The following is a 16,131-nucleotide window of genomic DNA, read 5'->3' on the forward strand; positions in this document are numbered from 1 at the left end:
TCCTTTTTAATGATAGTTACTTCGATAATTTTGTCTATCTCTGAAACGAAACAATTATTAAGTACAGTTACCTATTGGGGAGCGTCAATAATTTTGTGTAAATGATTCTTCCCTACTGCAGATTGTTTCTAATTCTCAATCAGTTGGCTTAGCATTTGTTCAAGTTCGCCTTCGGCCTGTTGAAAGCCTTTATGACTGCGACCTAGGAATTTTTGGTTGTAAGTATCAAAAGACGAGACTAAGAAACGTTCCATCGACTCTTCGTTTTGGAACTGTTCCTTGCGGTGGCTGTATTTCTTGATTTGCTTATTAAAGGATTCAATCAAGTTCGTAGAATAAATACTCTTGCGTATGGCCAAGGGGAAATCATAGAAAGTGAGCAAGTGATCGTTCGAAAGAATCGATTCAACCACTTTTGGATAGCTGGTTTTCCTTTTTTCCGCAAAAGCACCACGTGCTTCCAACGCCACCTCTTTAGATGAGGCTTGATACACCATTTTAAAATCATCACAGACTTCCTTACGATCATCGACACGCACTTTGTGACTGATATTACGGGAAACGTGTACACAACAATGTTGAAAACGAGCTTTGGGATAGAACCGACTAATCGCTCCTACCATCCCCTTTAAGCCATCCGTGATGAACAGGAGGACATTTTTCAAACCGCGCTCTTGAAGGTCCAATAAAATTTCCTCCCAAATCGTGATGGATTCAGTCGGTGCAATCGCATAGCTCAATACTTCCTTTGATCCGTCCGGGCGAATGCCAACTGCGATATGAATAGCTTCCTTGGCGACGGTTTTCCGCTTTAACGGAATATACGTTGCGTCCATATAAATAGCAGCATAACGGTCATGAAGCTCCCGCCCTTTAAACGCCGTTACCTCTTCTGTAAATGATTTTGTTATATTGGACATGGTTTGGGGCGTGTAGTAATGCCCATACATTTTCTCAATCAAGTCTGCGATTTCCGACATGGTAATACCTTTTCGGAAGAGGTGAATGACGGTCTCCTCTAACGTGTCATTCGTCCGTCTATAAGCAGGAACAGTCTGTTGCTTGAACTCACCATTGCGGTCGCGCGGAATCTGGAGATGAAGTTCCCCATACTCGGTCTTGACCGTACGGTCATAGGAGCCGTTACGAGAATTACCCGTGTTAAAACCAATGCGATCATACTTTTCGTAATCTAGGAAAGCCGTTAACTCCGTTTTGAGAAGCGTATTGACTGCTTTCTCCAAATGGACACGGGATAATTCATTCAAATCGCCTTTGTTCGCTAGAGTCTTTAGAATTTCTGTAGTAAAATCGTTCATAGGGAAGTCCTCTCTTCTGTGAATGTGTTGTGGTAACTCTATTCTACAGAAGGGACTTCCTTTTTTCTATTTACACAAAATATTTTACACTCTCTCCAATTTACCTTCAATTGGTAAGAGTTTTACGTACTTCTTTAAATCATAATCTTTATTTAGCAAATTGTTTGTTTCCGCAACATAAGTCATTGAAGTCCTAGTTGAAACAGCGATACTAGGAAAAACCGATACTTCAATGGCATGACTTTCATGATTAGTAACAGTTGCTGTATAAGTATACTTTTGGTTCAGATCAGGCGAAAATTGAATATCTTTTACTATACTTGAATTCTTGTCTGCTTGGATCTGAACTTCAAAAGAAGAGCCAATCGATTCTTCGGCCAATGCTTCTGGACTGAAAAAAAATATTCCTAAGCACAGGAACAAAAGAAACACCCTAAAAGAATAAGATTCATTCTTGTAGCTAGGATATAACATACGATTAAGGAGTGACGTCTGTCACTTCTGATGCAGTTAGTGTGATTACGTAATCACTTGCCTTAGTGTTGTCAAAAGTTGAAGGATCAATTGTATAATCAAAAGTACCTTCTTCAGTCGTTTCATAGCCTTGACTTGCTTCAACTTTGAATACTTCACTCGTTGCAATCGTTAAACCAGGTGTGAGGTTTCTCCAGGAACTGCTGCTGTTATCACTACTTGCTTTGCTCCAAATGACTTATTCGTTAATGTTCCAGATAACGTGAAAGTACCTGTTAGCGGATTCGCTTTCGTTTCTGTGAAACTAATATCTGCAAAATCTACAGTTTTTGTTTCAACAGGAGTAGCTAAAGTAAATGTTGCTGCTCCTTCTGTGACATTTACAGTAACTACTTCAAACTATTTGAATTCTTACAGAATAGTTTTGCCAAAGAAAGTGCCGGAGCATATGATGCCGGAAACAATCAACTCCTTTCTGAATATTTAAGTGACCATTCACCGGATGGGAAAATCATTTTCTTAGCAGCTAATCCTGATATACCTATCAAAGGGCTCGGAACGCGGCTGCTAAATGAACTACAGAAAAGAGTGCAAGGAAAAGAAATTTATCTTTTTACAGATAGTGCTTGTACGTATCAATTTTATGAAAAGCGCGGTTTTCAACGTCAAAAAGAAAAAAAGATTTCATTAAAATTGCCCAACAAAAAAATTGATCTTCAGTGCATGCTCTATAGCAAAGTGATTGACAAATGATAGCCATGCTACGCAACAAAAACGTTTTTCAAATGAGTGCAAAAAAGCACAGCCCTAATGGCTGTGCTTTGCTAATGATTGGAATAAAAATTTATCCCCTGTTCGGTATCTTCTACATAACTATGCGCTGGAGCTTTAGTCACTAAATAACAAAAATAAAAATCCCCAATACAGGCTGACCCATGAAAAGAAGCCAACCAGACAAATGCATAAGGAGAAATTTCCCTATACGCATACAACAGCCATAAGACCAAAGTGATCAAGACAAAAGGAGCAAGCAAAATAAGTAAAAACTGCCACCTTGAATAAAAGGAATTAGGACTTGTTGCATAGGCCAAACCATTCTTAAAACCAAATTTGACTTTTCCTTCCTTATTGAACAGCTTAAAAAAAATCCCGTGAATCAATTCGTGAACGATGATTAACCCTGCCATTGATAGAATGGCAATAACGAGATACATTAAATCGATAGTGACTTCTTCCGTTAACTTTCTATCTAATGTTAAAAGCGTAAATAAAGCAAAGAAAATAACCAATAGAGGAATCGTTAAGATATTCAGTTTCATGATTAGCTTTTTATCGTCAAGCAAATTGACACGCTTGATTAATTTCATAATGACCCCCTTACTCCTATTTGCAACACTATAAGCGCTCGTCTCACGTCATAAATTATTATATCAGTTTTTTTAGACCAAAACAATTCGATTTTTTACTGATACAAAACAAAAAAACATTCTTATCAAAAACGATAAGAATGTTTTTTTAGACAAGAACCAACTCATTTCTCGCTCCCATCATTTGAGAACACTAGCCGTCACAAGTACTAGCAGTGTTTTCACATCAAACTTTTCAATTCGACATCTGGATATTTGTCGGCGAACCAACGCATCGCGAATTGGTTCTCAAACAAGAACAATGGCTGGTCGAAACGGTCTTTGGCTAAGATGTTGCGACTTGAACTCATCTTTTCATCCAAATCTTTAGGATCGATCCAACGAGCAATCTTATGTCCCATTGGCGACATGATCACCTCTGCATTGTACTCGTTCAGCATTCGATATTGAAATACTTCGAATTGCAGCTGTCCAACCGCTCCAATAATGTATTCATCACTGAGATACGTTTTATACAATTGGATGGCTCCTTCTTGCACTAACTGATAGATCCCTTTATGGAATGATTTTTGTTTCATAACATTTTTGGCTGTTACTTTCATAAAGAGTTCAGGTGTAAACGAAGGTAATTCTTCATAGGCGACTTTCAATTTCCCTTCATAAAAAGTATCACCAATTTGATAATTTCCGGTATCATATACCCCAATGATGTCGCCGGCAACAGCTTGCTCAATATTTTCGCGAGTGTCTGCCATGAACTGGGTCACATTACTTAATTTCATTTTTTTGCCTGTCCGCTCAAGCGTGACATCCATTCCCCGTTCAAATGTTCCTGAGCAAATGCGGACAAAGGCAATCCGGTCACGGTGTGCGGGGTTCATATTGGCTTGGATTTTGAAAACAAATCCTGAAAGCTCTTGTTCGTATGGACTAATTTCTTCTCCTGTCCTTGTCTTATGTCCGTAAGGTGCTGGTGCAAATTGTAAAAATGTTTCTAAGAAAGTTTGCACACCAAAGTTTGTTAACGCAGAGCCAAAAAAGACAGGGGTTTGATCACCACGAGCGATTTTCTCTTCATCAAAGGAATCGCCAGCTTCTTGTAATAATTCGACTTCTTCCAACACTTGTTGATAGACACCATTTTGATTCAGCGGATGATCTTGGGGAATTTCACCGTTTTGATTAAATGGAATCAGGCGTTCACCGCCATGAGATTCTGGACGATAAATTTCAACCCGTTGATTGTGAATGTCATAAAGTCCTTCAAGCCCTTTTCCCATTCCGATTGGCCAATTCATTGGGTAGGACTCGATTTGAAGCAACTCTTCTAGCTCTTCTAAAAGTTCTAATGGTTCACGACCATCACGGTCTAATTTGTTGATGAAGGTAAAGATCGGGATTCCCCGTTTTTTTACGACTTGGAAAAGCTTTTTCGTCTGTGCTTCGATCCCTTTGGCACTATCAATAACCATCACGGCGCTATCAACAGCCATTAACGTACGATACGTATCTTCAGAGAAATCCTCATGTCCTGGTGTATCCAAAATGTTCACACGTTTTCCTTGATAATCAAATTGCATTACAGAACTAGTGACAGAAATCCCCCGTTGTTTCTCGATTTCCATCCAGTCGGATTTAGCAAAATTACCGGTTTTCTTTCCTTTGACAGTTCCTGCTTGGCGAATTGCTCCCCCAAATAGCAGCAACTGCTCAGTGATCGTTGTCTTCCCAGCATCCGGGTGAGAAATAATCGCAAAGGTGCGACGACTTTCAACTTGTTGTTTTAAATTTGGATTCTCCATGTTATGTAGTTACTCCATTCCTTGAAATTAGAACTCTCTGTGTCTATACAAAGATTTTCTGACCAAATCAGTATATCATGTATCAAGAGCGGAAAAAAGAAAAATTACAGACAAATGCTCTCTATCATTCAGATTCGAAAGTCTAGAGAGCAACTGTTTAAGCAGCTTGATAGCTATTTGTATTTATACGAGAACTGCTGTGAAAGCATGAAAAACACTCAAAAAACTAAAAGGCTGGAATTAATGTATCACTATGCTCATTTTCCAAAAATTCTTTGACTTTATCGCTGGTCATCGCTTTTCGCAAAACATTGATTTTTTCTGAATCTTGATTGTCCTTACGAGCAACTAAAGAAATCGCAAAACGATCATCTATCGTTTTCTCTAAGAACAAGGCATCGTCAGGCTTTAGACCAATTTTGGCGATATAGGTCGGATAGTTGTAGACAAGGGAGACATTTGGTTCATTATAGGCTTCTGCTAGATTCAATAAGTCCACAGACAACCATTCAAAGTTTTTAGGATTCGCAGTAATGTCTTTGATCGTACCATTGACTCCAACTCCATCTTTTAATTCAATCAATCCTTGCTCAGCTAAGATGGCTAATGCTCGTCCTTCATTAGAAACATCATTCGGCAGAGCAACTTTCGTTCCTTCAGGAATGTCTTCAATTTTTGTATACTCTTTTGAGTAAAAGCCCACTTTAGCATTATAAATTTTGTCTAAAGCCACTAAATCTGCTGATTTTTCCTCATTGTAGCGTTGCATATACGGCTCATGCTGCGCAAAGTTTGCGTCTACTTCCTTATTATTCAACAGCTCATTGTATTGAATATTGTCATTTACTTGTACCAATTCAATTTTCCAGCCATCTTCTACCGCATCGGCTGCTACTTTGACAACATCTGTCATAGGGGTCGTTTGAGAAGCGACTTTAATCACTTTATCCTCTGATTGCGACTCATTCCCTGTTCCACAAGCACCAAGAAACATTACTGCTAGTACTAACCCAAAAAATATTCCTTTTTTCATTCCTACTCCTACTTTCTTTTATCAACTTTTTTTGCTAACCCATTCCCAATCAACTGAATACTAAAAACTGCTACGATCATCACTAAAATGGAAAAATACATGACCCCATATTCGTACCGTTGATATCCATAACGGATGGCAAAGTCTCCGATTCCTCCTCCGCCAACGATTCCCATCACTGTGGAATAAGACACCATACTGACGATCGTTGTCGTCAGAGACAGGATTAACCCGCTTCTTGCTTCCACGAGCAAAAATTCTTTGACATATTGATAAGTGGAGACACCTAATGAGCGTGCCAATAGTCCGACATCTTCTGGGACATCCAACAATACCTGCTCGACTAAACGAGCATAGATGACGATTGACACAATACTCAATGGGATACTTGCTGGGATCGGCCCAAACGAGCTGCCTAACAAAAAACGAGTGACGGGAATCATCGCAACAACAAACAGTAAATAAGGAAACGAACGAATGACCGTGATCAGCAAATTTAATATTTGATACAAAATCGTTCCCTGATTGTTGTTTTCACGACTAATAAATAATAGAATACCTAATGGCAATCCAATCAAAACAGCGGCGAAGATAGAGATACTCATCATGATCAGGGTTTCTTCCATCGCCTGCATCAATTCTGGTAAATAGTATTGAATACTCTCAATTATCGTCATGCTTTAGACTCCTTATCACACGATCGACATAGTTTAATTCTTCTTTTTGTAAAAGATGCGGCGTATTCGCTACTTCCGCTACGATTCTTCCTTGTTCCATAACATAGACCCGCTCACAAACTTGTCGAACCGCTGACAATTCATGACTAACAAACACGATTGTAGGCTGGAAAGTGCCATGAACCTTTTGCAATAACGATAAAACATCTCCCTTAGTATCTTCATCCAATGCACTGGTCGGTTCATCACACAAGAGGATCTTTGGTTCTTTGACCAAAGCACGGGCAATTGCTACTCGTTGCTTTTCCCCTCCACTTAAAGAAGCAGGATAAACCGAAGCCTTTTCAGACATACCTACGAAGTCTAACGTTTCCATCACTTGTCGTTGTGATTTTCCAGCTAATTTTAAAGGCAAAAAAACATTGTCGTAGACAGTCAGATTATGGAGCAGATTAAATTGTTGAAAGATCATCGCAATATCTTGCTGTAGACTTCGTCTCATTTTCTTGGTCAATCCTGTCGTGTTCACGCCATCAATCACGATTTCGCCAGCTGAAGGAGATTCGATCAAATTAATCAGACGCAACAAGGTAGACTTCCCGGAACCGCTTTTGCCGACGATACCGACGATCTCATTGCTGATTGTTAACGATACTCGATCAAGGACATTGTCCTGATATACTTGTGAAACCTCTTTTACTTCGATCATATTTGGTTCCTGACGCTCCTCTGCCTTCAAACTCAATTGAAAAGTAGTGATACAAATTGCTCATTTGTCAGTTGATGGATATATTTCGCGACTTCCATCCCTTGAAAATGCTGCCGCAACTCTTCATTATAAGGAAGACCAATCAGCTGTTTTTCGAGACCAGCGATATCTTCTTCGCCAAAAAAATCTCCAGTGATTTGTGCTTCTGTGATTTTCCCCTTTGCCACTGAAAAGCGTAGTTCAACGATACCAACATTTTCAAAACGTTTGCGTTTCGTCCATTGATAATTCGGGGCTTCCCCATAAATCCATTGATCATTGGCATATCGCAATTGATACAACTGATTAATCTTCCGTTGATCTTCAGCCGTTAATTTGATTTCTTTTTCTTGGATTTCCTCAATGTTGTCGACGTCATAAATATGACAGAGCAATTGATCTCTAAATTCTTTCGTTGACAATTGTTGATATTCTTCAGAAAGATAAGGCTTGATGTTGGTCACACTTTTACGCACTGACTTTGTTGCCTTCGAGTCGATCTTTTCCTGTGGAACGTTCAACACTTTTGTCAAAACGCTTAAGTCAACATCGAACATCAATGTTCCGTGGGAATAGCTTCTGTCATTTTTTGTGTACATGGCGTTACCAGAAAATTTCTTTCCTTCAACAAACAAGTCATTTCTTCCCCGTACTTCAACCTCTTTTGCTCCCATCTTCTGCAATGCTTTCAAAATAGGTTGGGTGGCTCCATGATAATCACCAAAATGAGTCACATCTTTTTTAGTCACAAAGCTAAAACTCATGTTGCCTAGATCGTCATAAACTGCTCCGCCACCAGAGGTTCTCCGGGTTAAAACGATGTCATTATGTCGTAAATAGTCAAAATTTATTTCTTCGTAGGCATTTTGGTTTCTACCGATTATAACACAAGGCTTTTGTATGTATAACAGCAAGCATGGTTCTGAAATATCTACGTTATTCATTAAATATTCTTCAGTAGCTAAGTTCATCCGAATATCATCACTTTTCATTCGGTAAAATCTCATTTTCCCACCCCACAATGATTTCTAGTTATCGCACTCTTATCCTCTCTTTAATTCACAAGAAAAGCAAGAAATATGCTTAGTTATTTTAGTTTTTTTATCTAGCTAAATCTGTATCATTTGATTAACTCATTCTGTTCTATATATTATTTTTAGACAAAAAAATGCTTGAAGCATTTGCTTCAAGCATTCATTTTATCGACGAGGTTCGTCTTCTTCAAAATCTTTTTTGAAATAGCGGCGTTCTTCTTCAGGTTCGACAGCTGTTTCTTCAGGATCATGGAAGATAACGCGGATCTTCAATACACGTGACCCTTCCATTTCTTCTGTAATCAGTGTGACGTTATCCACTTTAAAGGATAATTTCTCTCCTTCATCAGGAATCAACCCTAAAGCTGTGATCAAATATCCGGCCATTGTATCAACATCACTCATGTGCAGGCTCATATCAAATGCTTCATTAAAGTCATCAATCAACATTCGCCCTTGGATGATGTACTCATGATCAGAAACTTGTTCATATAATTCTTCTACTTCATCCGATTCATCGTCGATCTCACCAACGATTTCCTCTAAGAGGTCTTCTAAAGTAACCAGACCTACGACACCGCCGTATTCGTCTAATAAGATAGCCATCTGATTTTGAGTCTTTTTCAACTCATAGAGTAAGTCATCAATAAAAACAGTTTCAGGCACAAATAATGGTTCTTGGAGGATTTGTTTAATATCTAATGTTTCAAATCCATATTTATAGGCACATTTCAGCAGGTTTTTCGTATGTAAAATACCTACGACTTTGTCTTTGTCCTCATTATATACTGGGATTCGAGAATAGTTTTCTGCTAAAATTTCTGTCAAAATTTCATCTACTGAATCATTGATATCGACCATAAATGCAGTAGTCCGCGGCACCATCACTTCACGGGCCACCTTCGTATCCAATGAAAAGATTCCTTGTAGCATTTCCAATTCATCTTCTTCAAAGACACCTTCTGTTTCTAACATATACCGCATTTCATCACGAGTCATTTTTGTATCTTCATCATCAAATTCCATTGGTGTGATTCGAGCTAACAAACTAGTTGAAGCGGAAAGCAACCACACAAATGGTTTTGCGATCGTACCAATCACACGTATCACACCTGAAGTAAATTGAGCAACTTCTTCAGATTTGTTCATTGCGATTCGTTTTGGATACAACTCACCAAATACGATCGAAACATAGGTCAAAATCGCTAATACAATGATATTAGCCAGGCTTTTTGCTGCAGCTCCGCCACCTAGAACGGGTGCTAAGCGGGTAGATAGCGTATCTGCCAGTGAGGCCCCTGATAAGATATTGACTAATGTGATCCCAACTTGGATCGTCGACAAGAAGTTGGTGGGATTGTCAATGATTTTCAATAATTTTTGTGATTTGACATTTCCTTCCTCAGCCTTCTGTTCTACACGGTTCTTATTAACTGAAACAACCGCGATTTCTGAAGCAGCCAAGAAAGCATTGATCAATGTCAAAACGATCAATAATAAAATTTGCGCTAATAGCGACTGACTCTCGGGGTCAGCATTCATAATAGCATTCTCTCCTTATTTTTACATTTTCTAAAAAAAATCGTGGGCTATACCCACGATAAAATCGTATCATAAAGCTTTTTTCTTTGCAATAAAAACCATCAGTTATCTAGTTCGATCAATTTCTCTTGGTTTTTCTTGCTTTTATCGTCACGAATCAAACGAATCACAAAAATCACAATCGTACGACAAATGGCGTAGAAAGGTACTCCTAAGAAAATACCCAGTAATCCAGCGATGTTCCCTGCGACTAGCAACACTAAAATAATGGTTAGCGGATGAATCGCCAATGACTTTCCGATTACATTAGGATAGATCACATTACCATCTAATTGTTGAACGACTAACACGACTACACCACATAACAGAGCCCGGAAAGGATCATCAAAGATTGTCACTAAAACTGCCGGAATCAAGCCGAGGTAAGGGCCTAAATAAGGAATCAAGTTAGTGATCCCTGCAATGACACCAAATAAAAAGGCGTAATTGACACCCACTAGCCAGTAGCCGATAAAGGTAAAGGTCGCGACAAAAATACATTCAATCGCTTGTCCGCTAATGTAATTGGACAATGTTTTATTCAGATCACCCAATAACTCGATGATTTGATTTCGTCTTTTTTCAGGTAAAACTGATTGAATATTTGGCACAAGTTTCTCGCCGTCTTTCAGCATATAAAACAAGATGAATGGTACTGTAACAATGATCATCGTTGCTGAAGCAATCGTTCCTACGATCGATCCCAAACTTGTTGACAGCCCACTTAGAAATTGTTGCAGCAATGAACCATAGGAAAGATTGAGATTTTCTAACTGTTGCGCAAAGTCGATCTGTTTAAATACTGGGTCATCTGCTATTTTAGAAATCCAAGTCTCCATATTTTTAGCAAAAGTAGGAATATTTTCTGCAAGTTGTGAAATTTGGTTGATCAGATTTGGAATCACGCTTACGACTGTTAGGACAATAGCTGCTACTAATAAGAGTAAAACTAAAATCACAGCGTAGATTCTTTTGATCTTAGTGGTCTTCATCAGAAAAACGACGATCGGATTAAGCAGATAGTACAAAAAGCCTGCAATTAAGACCGGCGCAAATAATGTCGAAAAAAATGTTCCTACTGGTGCAAATAAGAAATTGATTTTGCTCAATACCAGAGCTAACGTGGCAAGAACGAGAATTTCTAATGACCAGAAGAAAAGTTTTGATTGTTTGAATTTGTCGAACAAACGATTCCCTCCTTTTTTTCACTATTATAGAGTATTTTGCAAAAAAAAGCTTGCGACTTTAGCCGCAAAAGCAATTTTTCTTTTCGTAAAAATGGTATACTTAGAAAATAATTGATGAAATAAGAAGGTGGTTGATTTTATGTTCGTCGCACAAACCAAAGATACATTAAGCGAAATTTATCTGGACTCGTTGAAAATTCGTAATGATGTCTTCGTCAAAGAACAAGGCGTGCCCTTAAGTCTTGAGATCGATCAGGACGAAGCAAACGCGGTCCATTTTGTTCTCTACAATGAACAAAAAGAAGCAACAGCAACTTTGCGGCTGCTTCCTATAGATAGCCACACATTGAAACTTCAGCGTATGGCCGTACCCGTTTCCCATCGCAAAAAAGGCTTCGGACGAATTTTGATCCAAGGGGCGGAGGATTTTGCTCGGAAACAAGGGTTTCAAAAAATCACTTTAGGTGCTCAGCTAAACGCAAAAGGTTTTTATCTTTCTCTAGGCTACCAACCTGAAGGGGAAGAATTTCTTGATGCGGATATGCCCCACATCAAAATGAGTAAATATCTGCAGAACTAAGTATCTTAAAAGCTGTCAATCACTTATAACTCACGTGATTGACAACTTTCGCTTCTTTATAGAACTGGATGAATCTCCTTTAAAGAAGCCCCGCCTTACAAATCAATCACTCGATGACAGGCACTATTTTTTGATACAAAAAGACTCGACTTCGAATTAAAGTCGAGTCTTTTGCACATTGAAGTGACCCTTTACGGCTACTCCTTGCTATTTCTGAGACAACTGCTTGTAGCGATCATACCAAATGTCCACATACCCCTCAGAAAATGGTCCTTTGCCATTATTGATCCAATCTACTAAAATTTTGACATTTTCTTTTAAAATAAAATCAATGTCCTGCGGATAATGCATGATCTTGCTATGAAGCTCATATTCATCCACATCTAGTAAACGTTTCTCACCATCAGGAAATACTTTGATATCAAGGTCATAATCAATATATTTCAAGGCCTCTTCATCAAGCAAATACGGTGAAGCGAGATTACAATAATAGGAAACCCCCTTTTCTCGGATCATTGCGATTACATTAAACCAGTATTTTTTATGAAAATATACAATAGCTGGCTCACGGGTAACCCAGCGTCTTCCATCCGATTCAGTCACCAATGTATGATCATTGACACCAATCATTGAGAATTCGCTCGTCTTTAAGACCATAGTATCCCGCCACGTTCGATGCAAATTGCCGTCATGTTTGTAGCTTTGGATGCTGACAAACTCTCCTTCTTTTGGAACTCGCATAGCAACCCTTCCCTCAGCAAGAAAACTTGCGTTTTGCTTGGGTGTTCATTACACCGATATCGTAAATATTATAGCAATAAAACAACCCTTTGCCTAGAAATGTTTATCGACTTTATGATTTTTCTTCAATTGTTCGACTAATTTCAACTGAGGTTTGGGAAAGACATACTGTTCAAATTCTTCTGGCGCAGCCCATTGACTGTGTTCTAAAGAGAATTCCGACGGTGTGCGTCCATAAAAAAGCAGTATGTGCCATTTCAAATGACTAAAGATGTGAGTAACCTCACCAAGATGTCTTTTTTGCCAAACGACGGGAAATTCAGGGAAAATCGGAGCTGGTTCTTCTGCAACTGCATCCAATGTTAACTGTTGGTCTTGCCAATAAGCCAATAATTGCATATAGGTCGCCTGATCCACTTCCAAAAGCGGAAAATGCCACATTTTGGCTAACAAGCCAGTTTCTGGTCGCTGCACCAATAAAAAGCGGCCATCTTCTTCAATAGCTCCAGCAATGTAATACATATCTTTTGGCTTCGCTTTTTTTGATTTTACGGGAAAGTCGGTTTGTGTTCCCTGCTGATAGGCTAGACAATATTCTTGCAGTGGACATTCCTCGCATAATGGCGAAGTCGGCGTACAAATACTTGAACCAAGATCCATCAAAGCTTGATTGAATTCTCCTGGCTCATCGTGAGAAATGATTGTACGCATTGCTTTATCAAAGACTCCGCGAGAACTTGCTTTAGCTATATCTGCCTCAATACAAAACAAACGACTCACTACACGCATCACATTGCCATCAATTGCAGGTTCCGGCAATCCAAAAGCGATACTGCCGATCGCCCCGGCAGTGTAAGGACCAATCCCCTTTAACGAACGAATATCAGTGATGGTCTGTGGCATCTCTCCATCGAACTCTGCCATGATTTGTTGAGCGGCAGCTTTTAAATTGCGTGCACGAGAGTAATAACCTAATCCTTCCCAAGCCTTCAAAAGCTTCTGCTCTTCTGCACCAGCTAAATCTTTGATGGTTGGAAATTGTTCCATAAAGCGGTAATAATAGCCAATGACGGTGTCCACTCTTGTTTGCTGGAGCATGATCTCCGAGATCCAGATTGCATAGGGATCGTTGGTTGCTCTCCAGGGGAGATTCCTTTTTTCATCATGGTACCAATTCAAAAACTTGTCTTGGAAAGAACGAATGTCCTCTTTTGACCACTTTTCCCACTGTTTATTCATCCATAACTTCCTCATCTAAAAATTGTTGGATCGCATCCAGAGCGAAACCTTTTTGGTAAAGACCTTGTTTGATTTTCATTTTTCTTTTATTCAAAGGCAACCGCTGATGTCTTCGCAAAAGTCGTTGACCCTCTTTTTGCAAAGCTGCGTTTTCCTCTTCGTCGCCTCTATCTGTAGGCAGTTCATCTAAAATTAATTGGATAACTGGTTGTCTAAACCCTTTTTGCATTAGGTGCAGCGATAGTTTCTGCATCATCTCTTTGTGACTTTTCCCTTGGAACCGACGCAATGCTTTTTCGGCAGTATGATAGCCGACATCAAATTGCTTTTCTTCTGTATATAACGGCATCACTTCTTGAATCACTTCTTCAGACAGCCCTTTTTGTTTTAGTTGCTGACTGATGACTGATGGCCCTTTGTCTCCTAAACGGATTTGTGTCCGCAAGTAGCTTTCTCCGTAGGTACGGTCATCAAGTAAATTTAGTTCTTTCAATCGCTGCACGACCAAATGGCGATCCTCTAAATTGATTTCTTTGTCTTTTAGATAGGTACGAACTTCTTTTTCGGAACGTAGTTGGTAGCTAATGTAATTCATTGCTTGCTGCAGCCCAATATCAAAACCGGAGCTTTTTTTGATTTCGGTCAACTCTTCTTCCGTCACTTCTTTTCCTTTTAGAAGACGGAAACGAACCAGAAGATCCTCAGAAACCCGCAAAGATTCTCCATTGGAGCAGTCTACTTCGTAAAAGGGACCTTTTCCCTTACTGATACGAATGATCGTTATCATTTTCTTCACCTCACGAACGTATATTCTAGTTTATCACAAAAAAGGGGAAATTCCTTCAAAAGAGCTATAAAAAGTATGGTAAAATAGAGAGACTATTTATCGATAAGGAGCAATCATGGCAAACGTACAACTTAAAAACGGTCAAAAACTACAACTGACGATCAAACGTTTAGGAATCAACGGAGAAGGAATCGGCTATTATAAAAAATTGATCGTCTTTGTCCCGCGAGTTCTTCCGGGAGAAGAAGTGATTGCAGAAGTGACCAAAGCAACTCCGAGGTTTGCAGAAGCGAGAATGACCAAAATCATCAAGAAAAGCAGCGACCGTATTCTCCCCCCCTGCAAATTTTATGATCGTTGTGGGGGCTGTCAATTACAGCATCTTGTTTATGAAAAGCAGCTAGACTTTAAGAAAGACTTATTAAAACAAGCATTAACCAAATTTAAGCCCAAAGGTTATCAGAAGTATATCTTAAAAGATACGATTGGCATGGAAGAACCATGGCACTATCGCAACAAAGCGCAATTTCAGTTGCGATATGATACAAAATCAAAACGAATCGAAGCTGGTCTTTACGAAATGGATTCTCATCGTTTAGTGGCGATCGATGATTGTCTCGTTCAAGAAAAAGCAACCCAAGATGTGATCAATGGCCTTGTGCAGTTACTGAACAAGTATCAACTCCCAATCTATGATGAAAGAAAAAACAGCGGCATCCTGAGGACTTTGATGGTTAGAGTGGGCAGAGCGACCGGCGAAGTACAAGTCGTTTTTATCACGAACTCTAGCAAACTGCCACAGAAAAATGCGTTGATTCGAGAAATCAATCAACGCATGCCTCAAGTAGTTTCGATCATGCAAAATGTCCAAAGCAAGAAGACCTCGGTGATCATGGGGGATGAAACTTTACATCTCTGGGGAAAAGAAGCGATTGAAGAACGATTGCAGGAATTAACATTCGACCTTTCACCTCGTGCATTCTTCCAACTGAATCCGCAACAAACTAGTATACTTTATGACGAAGCAATCAAAGCACTGGCATTGACAAAAAATGAAACCGTCGTTGATGCCTATTGTGGTGTTGGAACGATTGGACTAAGCCTCGCAAAACATGCAAAGGAAGTCCGTGGGATGGACATCATTCCGCAAGCAATCGAAAATGCCAAAGAAAATGCCCGCCGAATCCAAGCAAATAATACGCATTATGAAACAGGAACTGCTGAAGACTTACTCCCTAAATGGTTTGCTGCTGGTTTTAGACCCGACAGTATTGTGGTTGATCCCCCTCGAACTGGATTAGATGACCACCTGTTGCAAGCGTTAGTTGCTCAGCCCCCAAAGAAAATGGTTTATATCTCTTGTAATGTTTCAACATTAGCCCGTGATTTGGTCAAATTAGCGTCTGTCTTCAAGATTGAGTATTTACAGTCTGTTGACATGTTTCCTCAAACTGCTCGTTGTGAAGTTGTCGTTAAATTGACGCGTATATAAAAAGCCTAGCCATCTTCAAGTAAATGAAGATGGCTAGGCTTTTTTAGGAATTCAGCTAGTATCCAAACAC

The 16,131-nt window shown here is 39.3% G+C and carries 15 protein-coding genes and 1 pseudogene; 3 read left to right on the top strand and 13 right to left on the bottom strand.

The features are described from left to right. Positions 1–128 precede the first annotated feature (128 nt). Both EGX73_RS14255 and EGX73_RS15990 read right to left on the bottom strand, forming a co-directional pair. Positions 129–1,319, bottom strand: a complete 1,191-nt coding sequence (locus EGX73_RS14255; protein ID WP_123867024.1) for an IS256-like element ISLgar5 family transposase — start codon at positions 1,317–1,319, stop codon at positions 129–131. Positions 1,320–1,403: 84 nt separating this feature from the next. Beyond that, a complete protein-coding gene (locus tag EGX73_RS15990) occupies positions 1,404–1,742 on the bottom strand; it encodes a hypothetical protein (RefSeq protein WP_148395047.1) in 339 nt (112 codons plus the stop codon). A 441-nt stretch (positions 1,743–2,183) separates the two neighbouring features. On the opposite strand from EGX73_RS15990, the pseudogene EGX73_RS16480 reads away from it, so the two are divergent. Then, a pseudogene (locus EGX73_RS16480) lies at positions 2,184–2,546 on the top strand (GNAT family N-acetyltransferase); the annotation flags it as partial. A 71-nt stretch (positions 2,547–2,617) separates the two neighbouring features. Here EGX73_RS16480 and EGX73_RS14270 read toward each other — a convergent pair. From EGX73_RS14270 to EGX73_RS14305, 8 genes are all read right to left on the bottom strand, one after another. Further along, positions 2,618–3,160 (bottom strand): DUF3267 domain-containing protein, encoded by a 543-nt coding sequence (locus EGX73_RS14270; protein ID WP_003126326.1) that lies wholly within the window; start codon positions 3,158–3,160, stop codon positions 2,618–2,620. Positions 3,161–3,381: 221 nt separating this feature from the next. Continuing rightward, on the bottom strand, positions 3,382–4,962 hold the full coding sequence (locus EGX73_RS14275; protein ID WP_123867025.1) for a peptide chain release factor 3: 1,581 nt from the start codon (positions 4,960–4,962) through the stop codon (positions 3,382–3,384). Between the two features lie 226 nt (positions 4,963–5,188). Next, positions 5,189–5,995 carry a MetQ/NlpA family ABC transporter substrate-binding protein gene (locus EGX73_RS14280; RefSeq protein ID WP_003126324.1) on the bottom strand — a complete coding sequence of 269 codons (807 nt, stop codon included), beginning with the start codon at positions 5,993–5,995 and terminating at the stop codon, positions 5,189–5,191. Between the two features lie 8 nt (positions 5,996–6,003). Then, positions 6,004–6,672: a methionine ABC transporter permease gene (locus EGX73_RS14285; protein WP_003126323.1), complete on the bottom strand. Its 669-nt coding sequence runs from the start codon at positions 6,670–6,672 to the stop codon at positions 6,004–6,006. After that, positions 6,659–7,381, bottom strand: coding sequence for a methionine ABC transporter ATP-binding protein (locus EGX73_RS14290; RefSeq protein WP_005471235.1), 723 nt, complete (start codon positions 7,379–7,381; stop codon positions 6,659–6,661). The genes EGX73_RS14285 and EGX73_RS14290 overlap by 14 nt, the downstream gene beginning before the upstream one ends. Before the next feature lie 32 nt (positions 7,382–7,413). After that, entirely contained in the window at positions 7,414–8,427 is a 1,014-nt protein-coding gene (locus EGX73_RS14295; RefSeq protein WP_003126320.1) for a lipoate--protein ligase, read from the bottom strand. Between the two features lie 192 nt (positions 8,428–8,619). Next, positions 8,620–9,996 (bottom strand): hemolysin family protein, encoded by a 1,377-nt coding sequence (locus EGX73_RS14300; protein WP_003126319.1) that lies wholly within the window; start codon positions 9,994–9,996, stop codon positions 8,620–8,622. Positions 9,997–10,097: 101 nt separating this feature from the next. Then, positions 10,098–11,222, bottom strand: coding sequence for an AI-2E family transporter (locus EGX73_RS14305; RefSeq protein ID WP_003126318.1), 1,125 nt, complete (start codon positions 11,220–11,222; stop codon positions 10,098–10,100). A gap of 139 nt (positions 11,223–11,361) precedes the next feature. Between EGX73_RS14305 and EGX73_RS14310 the strand changes: the two genes are divergently transcribed. Next, a complete protein-coding gene (locus tag EGX73_RS14310; RefSeq protein WP_123867026.1) occupies positions 11,362–11,802 on the top strand; it encodes a GNAT family N-acetyltransferase in 441 nt (146 codons plus the stop codon). A 207-nt stretch (positions 11,803–12,009) separates the two neighbouring features. Here EGX73_RS14310 and EGX73_RS14315 read toward each other — a convergent pair whose 3' ends face one another. The 3 genes from EGX73_RS14315 to recX all read right to left on the bottom strand — a co-directional run bounded on the left by EGX73_RS14315 (position 12,010) and on the right by recX (position 14,569). Then, positions 12,010–12,543 (bottom strand): DUF402 domain-containing protein, encoded by a 534-nt coding sequence (locus EGX73_RS14315; RefSeq protein ID WP_003126316.1) that lies wholly within the window; start codon positions 12,541–12,543, stop codon positions 12,010–12,012. 93 nt (positions 12,544–12,636) lie between these two features. Beyond that, complete coding sequence (mutY, locus tag EGX73_RS14320; RefSeq protein WP_021149874.1) at positions 12,637–13,782, bottom strand: A/G-specific adenine glycosylase; 1,146 nt, start codon at positions 13,780–13,782, stop codon at positions 12,637–12,639. Next, positions 13,775–14,569, bottom strand: a complete 795-nt coding sequence (recX, locus tag EGX73_RS14325) for a recombination regulator RecX (protein ID WP_005471227.1) — start codon at positions 14,567–14,569, stop codon at positions 13,775–13,777. Before recX ends, mutY begins: the two co-directional genes overlap by 8 nt. 115 nt (positions 14,570–14,684) lie before the next feature. Between recX and rlmD the strand changes: the two genes are divergently transcribed. Continuing rightward, a complete protein-coding gene (gene rlmD, locus EGX73_RS14330; protein WP_003126313.1) occupies positions 14,685–16,061 on the top strand; it encodes a 23S rRNA (uracil(1939)-C(5))-methyltransferase RlmD in 1,377 nt (458 codons plus the stop codon). Positions 16,062–16,131 lie beyond the last annotated feature (70 nt).

It is taken from the genome of Enterococcus sp. FDAARGOS_553 (assembly GCF_003812305.1).
Taxonomy (GTDB): domain Bacteria; phylum Bacillota; class Bacilli; order Lactobacillales; family Enterococcaceae; genus Enterococcus_D; species Enterococcus_D gallinarum.

Excerpts from the sequence above, each read along its gene's own strand:
- EGX73_RS14255 (WP_123867024.1), bottom strand. The coding sequence starts at position 1,319 with ATGAACGATTTTACTACAGAAATTCTAAAGACTCTAGCGAACAAAGGC.
- EGX73_RS14285 (WP_003126323.1), bottom strand. The coding sequence starts at position 6,672 with ATGACGATAATTGAGAGTATTCAATACTATTTACCAGAATTGATGCAG.
- mutY (WP_021149874.1), bottom strand. The coding sequence starts at position 13,782 with ATGAATAAACAGTGGGAAAAGTGGTCAAAAGAGGACATTCGTTCTTTC.
- EGX73_RS14315 (WP_003126316.1), bottom strand. The coding sequence starts at position 12,543 with ATGCGAGTTCCAAAAGAAGGAGAGTTTGTCAGCATCCAAAGCTACAAA.
- EGX73_RS14275 (WP_123867025.1), bottom strand. The coding sequence starts at position 4,962 with ATGGAGAATCCAAATTTAAAACAACAAGTTGAAAGTCGTCGCACCTTT.
- recX (WP_005471227.1), bottom strand. The coding sequence starts at position 14,569 with ATGATAACGATCATTCGTATCAGTAAGGGAAAAGGTCCCTTTTACGAA.
- EGX73_RS14270 (WP_003126326.1), bottom strand. The coding sequence starts at position 3,160 with ATGAAATTAATCAAGCGTGTCAATTTGCTTGACGATAAAAAGCTAATC.
- rlmD (WP_003126313.1), top strand. The coding sequence starts at position 14,685 with ATGGCAAACGTACAACTTAAAAACGGTCAAAAACTACAACTGACGATC.
- EGX73_RS14310 (WP_123867026.1), top strand. The coding sequence starts at position 11,362 with ATGTTCGTCGCACAAACCAAAGATACATTAAGCGAAATTTATCTGGAC.
- EGX73_RS14300 (WP_003126319.1), bottom strand. The coding sequence starts at position 9,996 with ATGAATGCTGACCCCGAGAGTCAGTCGCTATTAGCGCAAATTTTATTA.
- EGX73_RS14280 (WP_003126324.1), bottom strand. The coding sequence starts at position 5,995 with ATGAAAAAAGGAATATTTTTTGGGTTAGTACTAGCAGTAATGTTTCTT.
- EGX73_RS14295 (WP_003126320.1), bottom strand. The coding sequence starts at position 8,427 with ATGAGATTTTACCGAATGAAAAGTGATGATATTCGGATGAACTTAGCT.
- EGX73_RS14290 (WP_005471235.1), bottom strand. The coding sequence starts at position 7,381 with ATGATCGAAGTAAAAGAGGTTTCACAAGTATATCAGGACAATGTCCTT.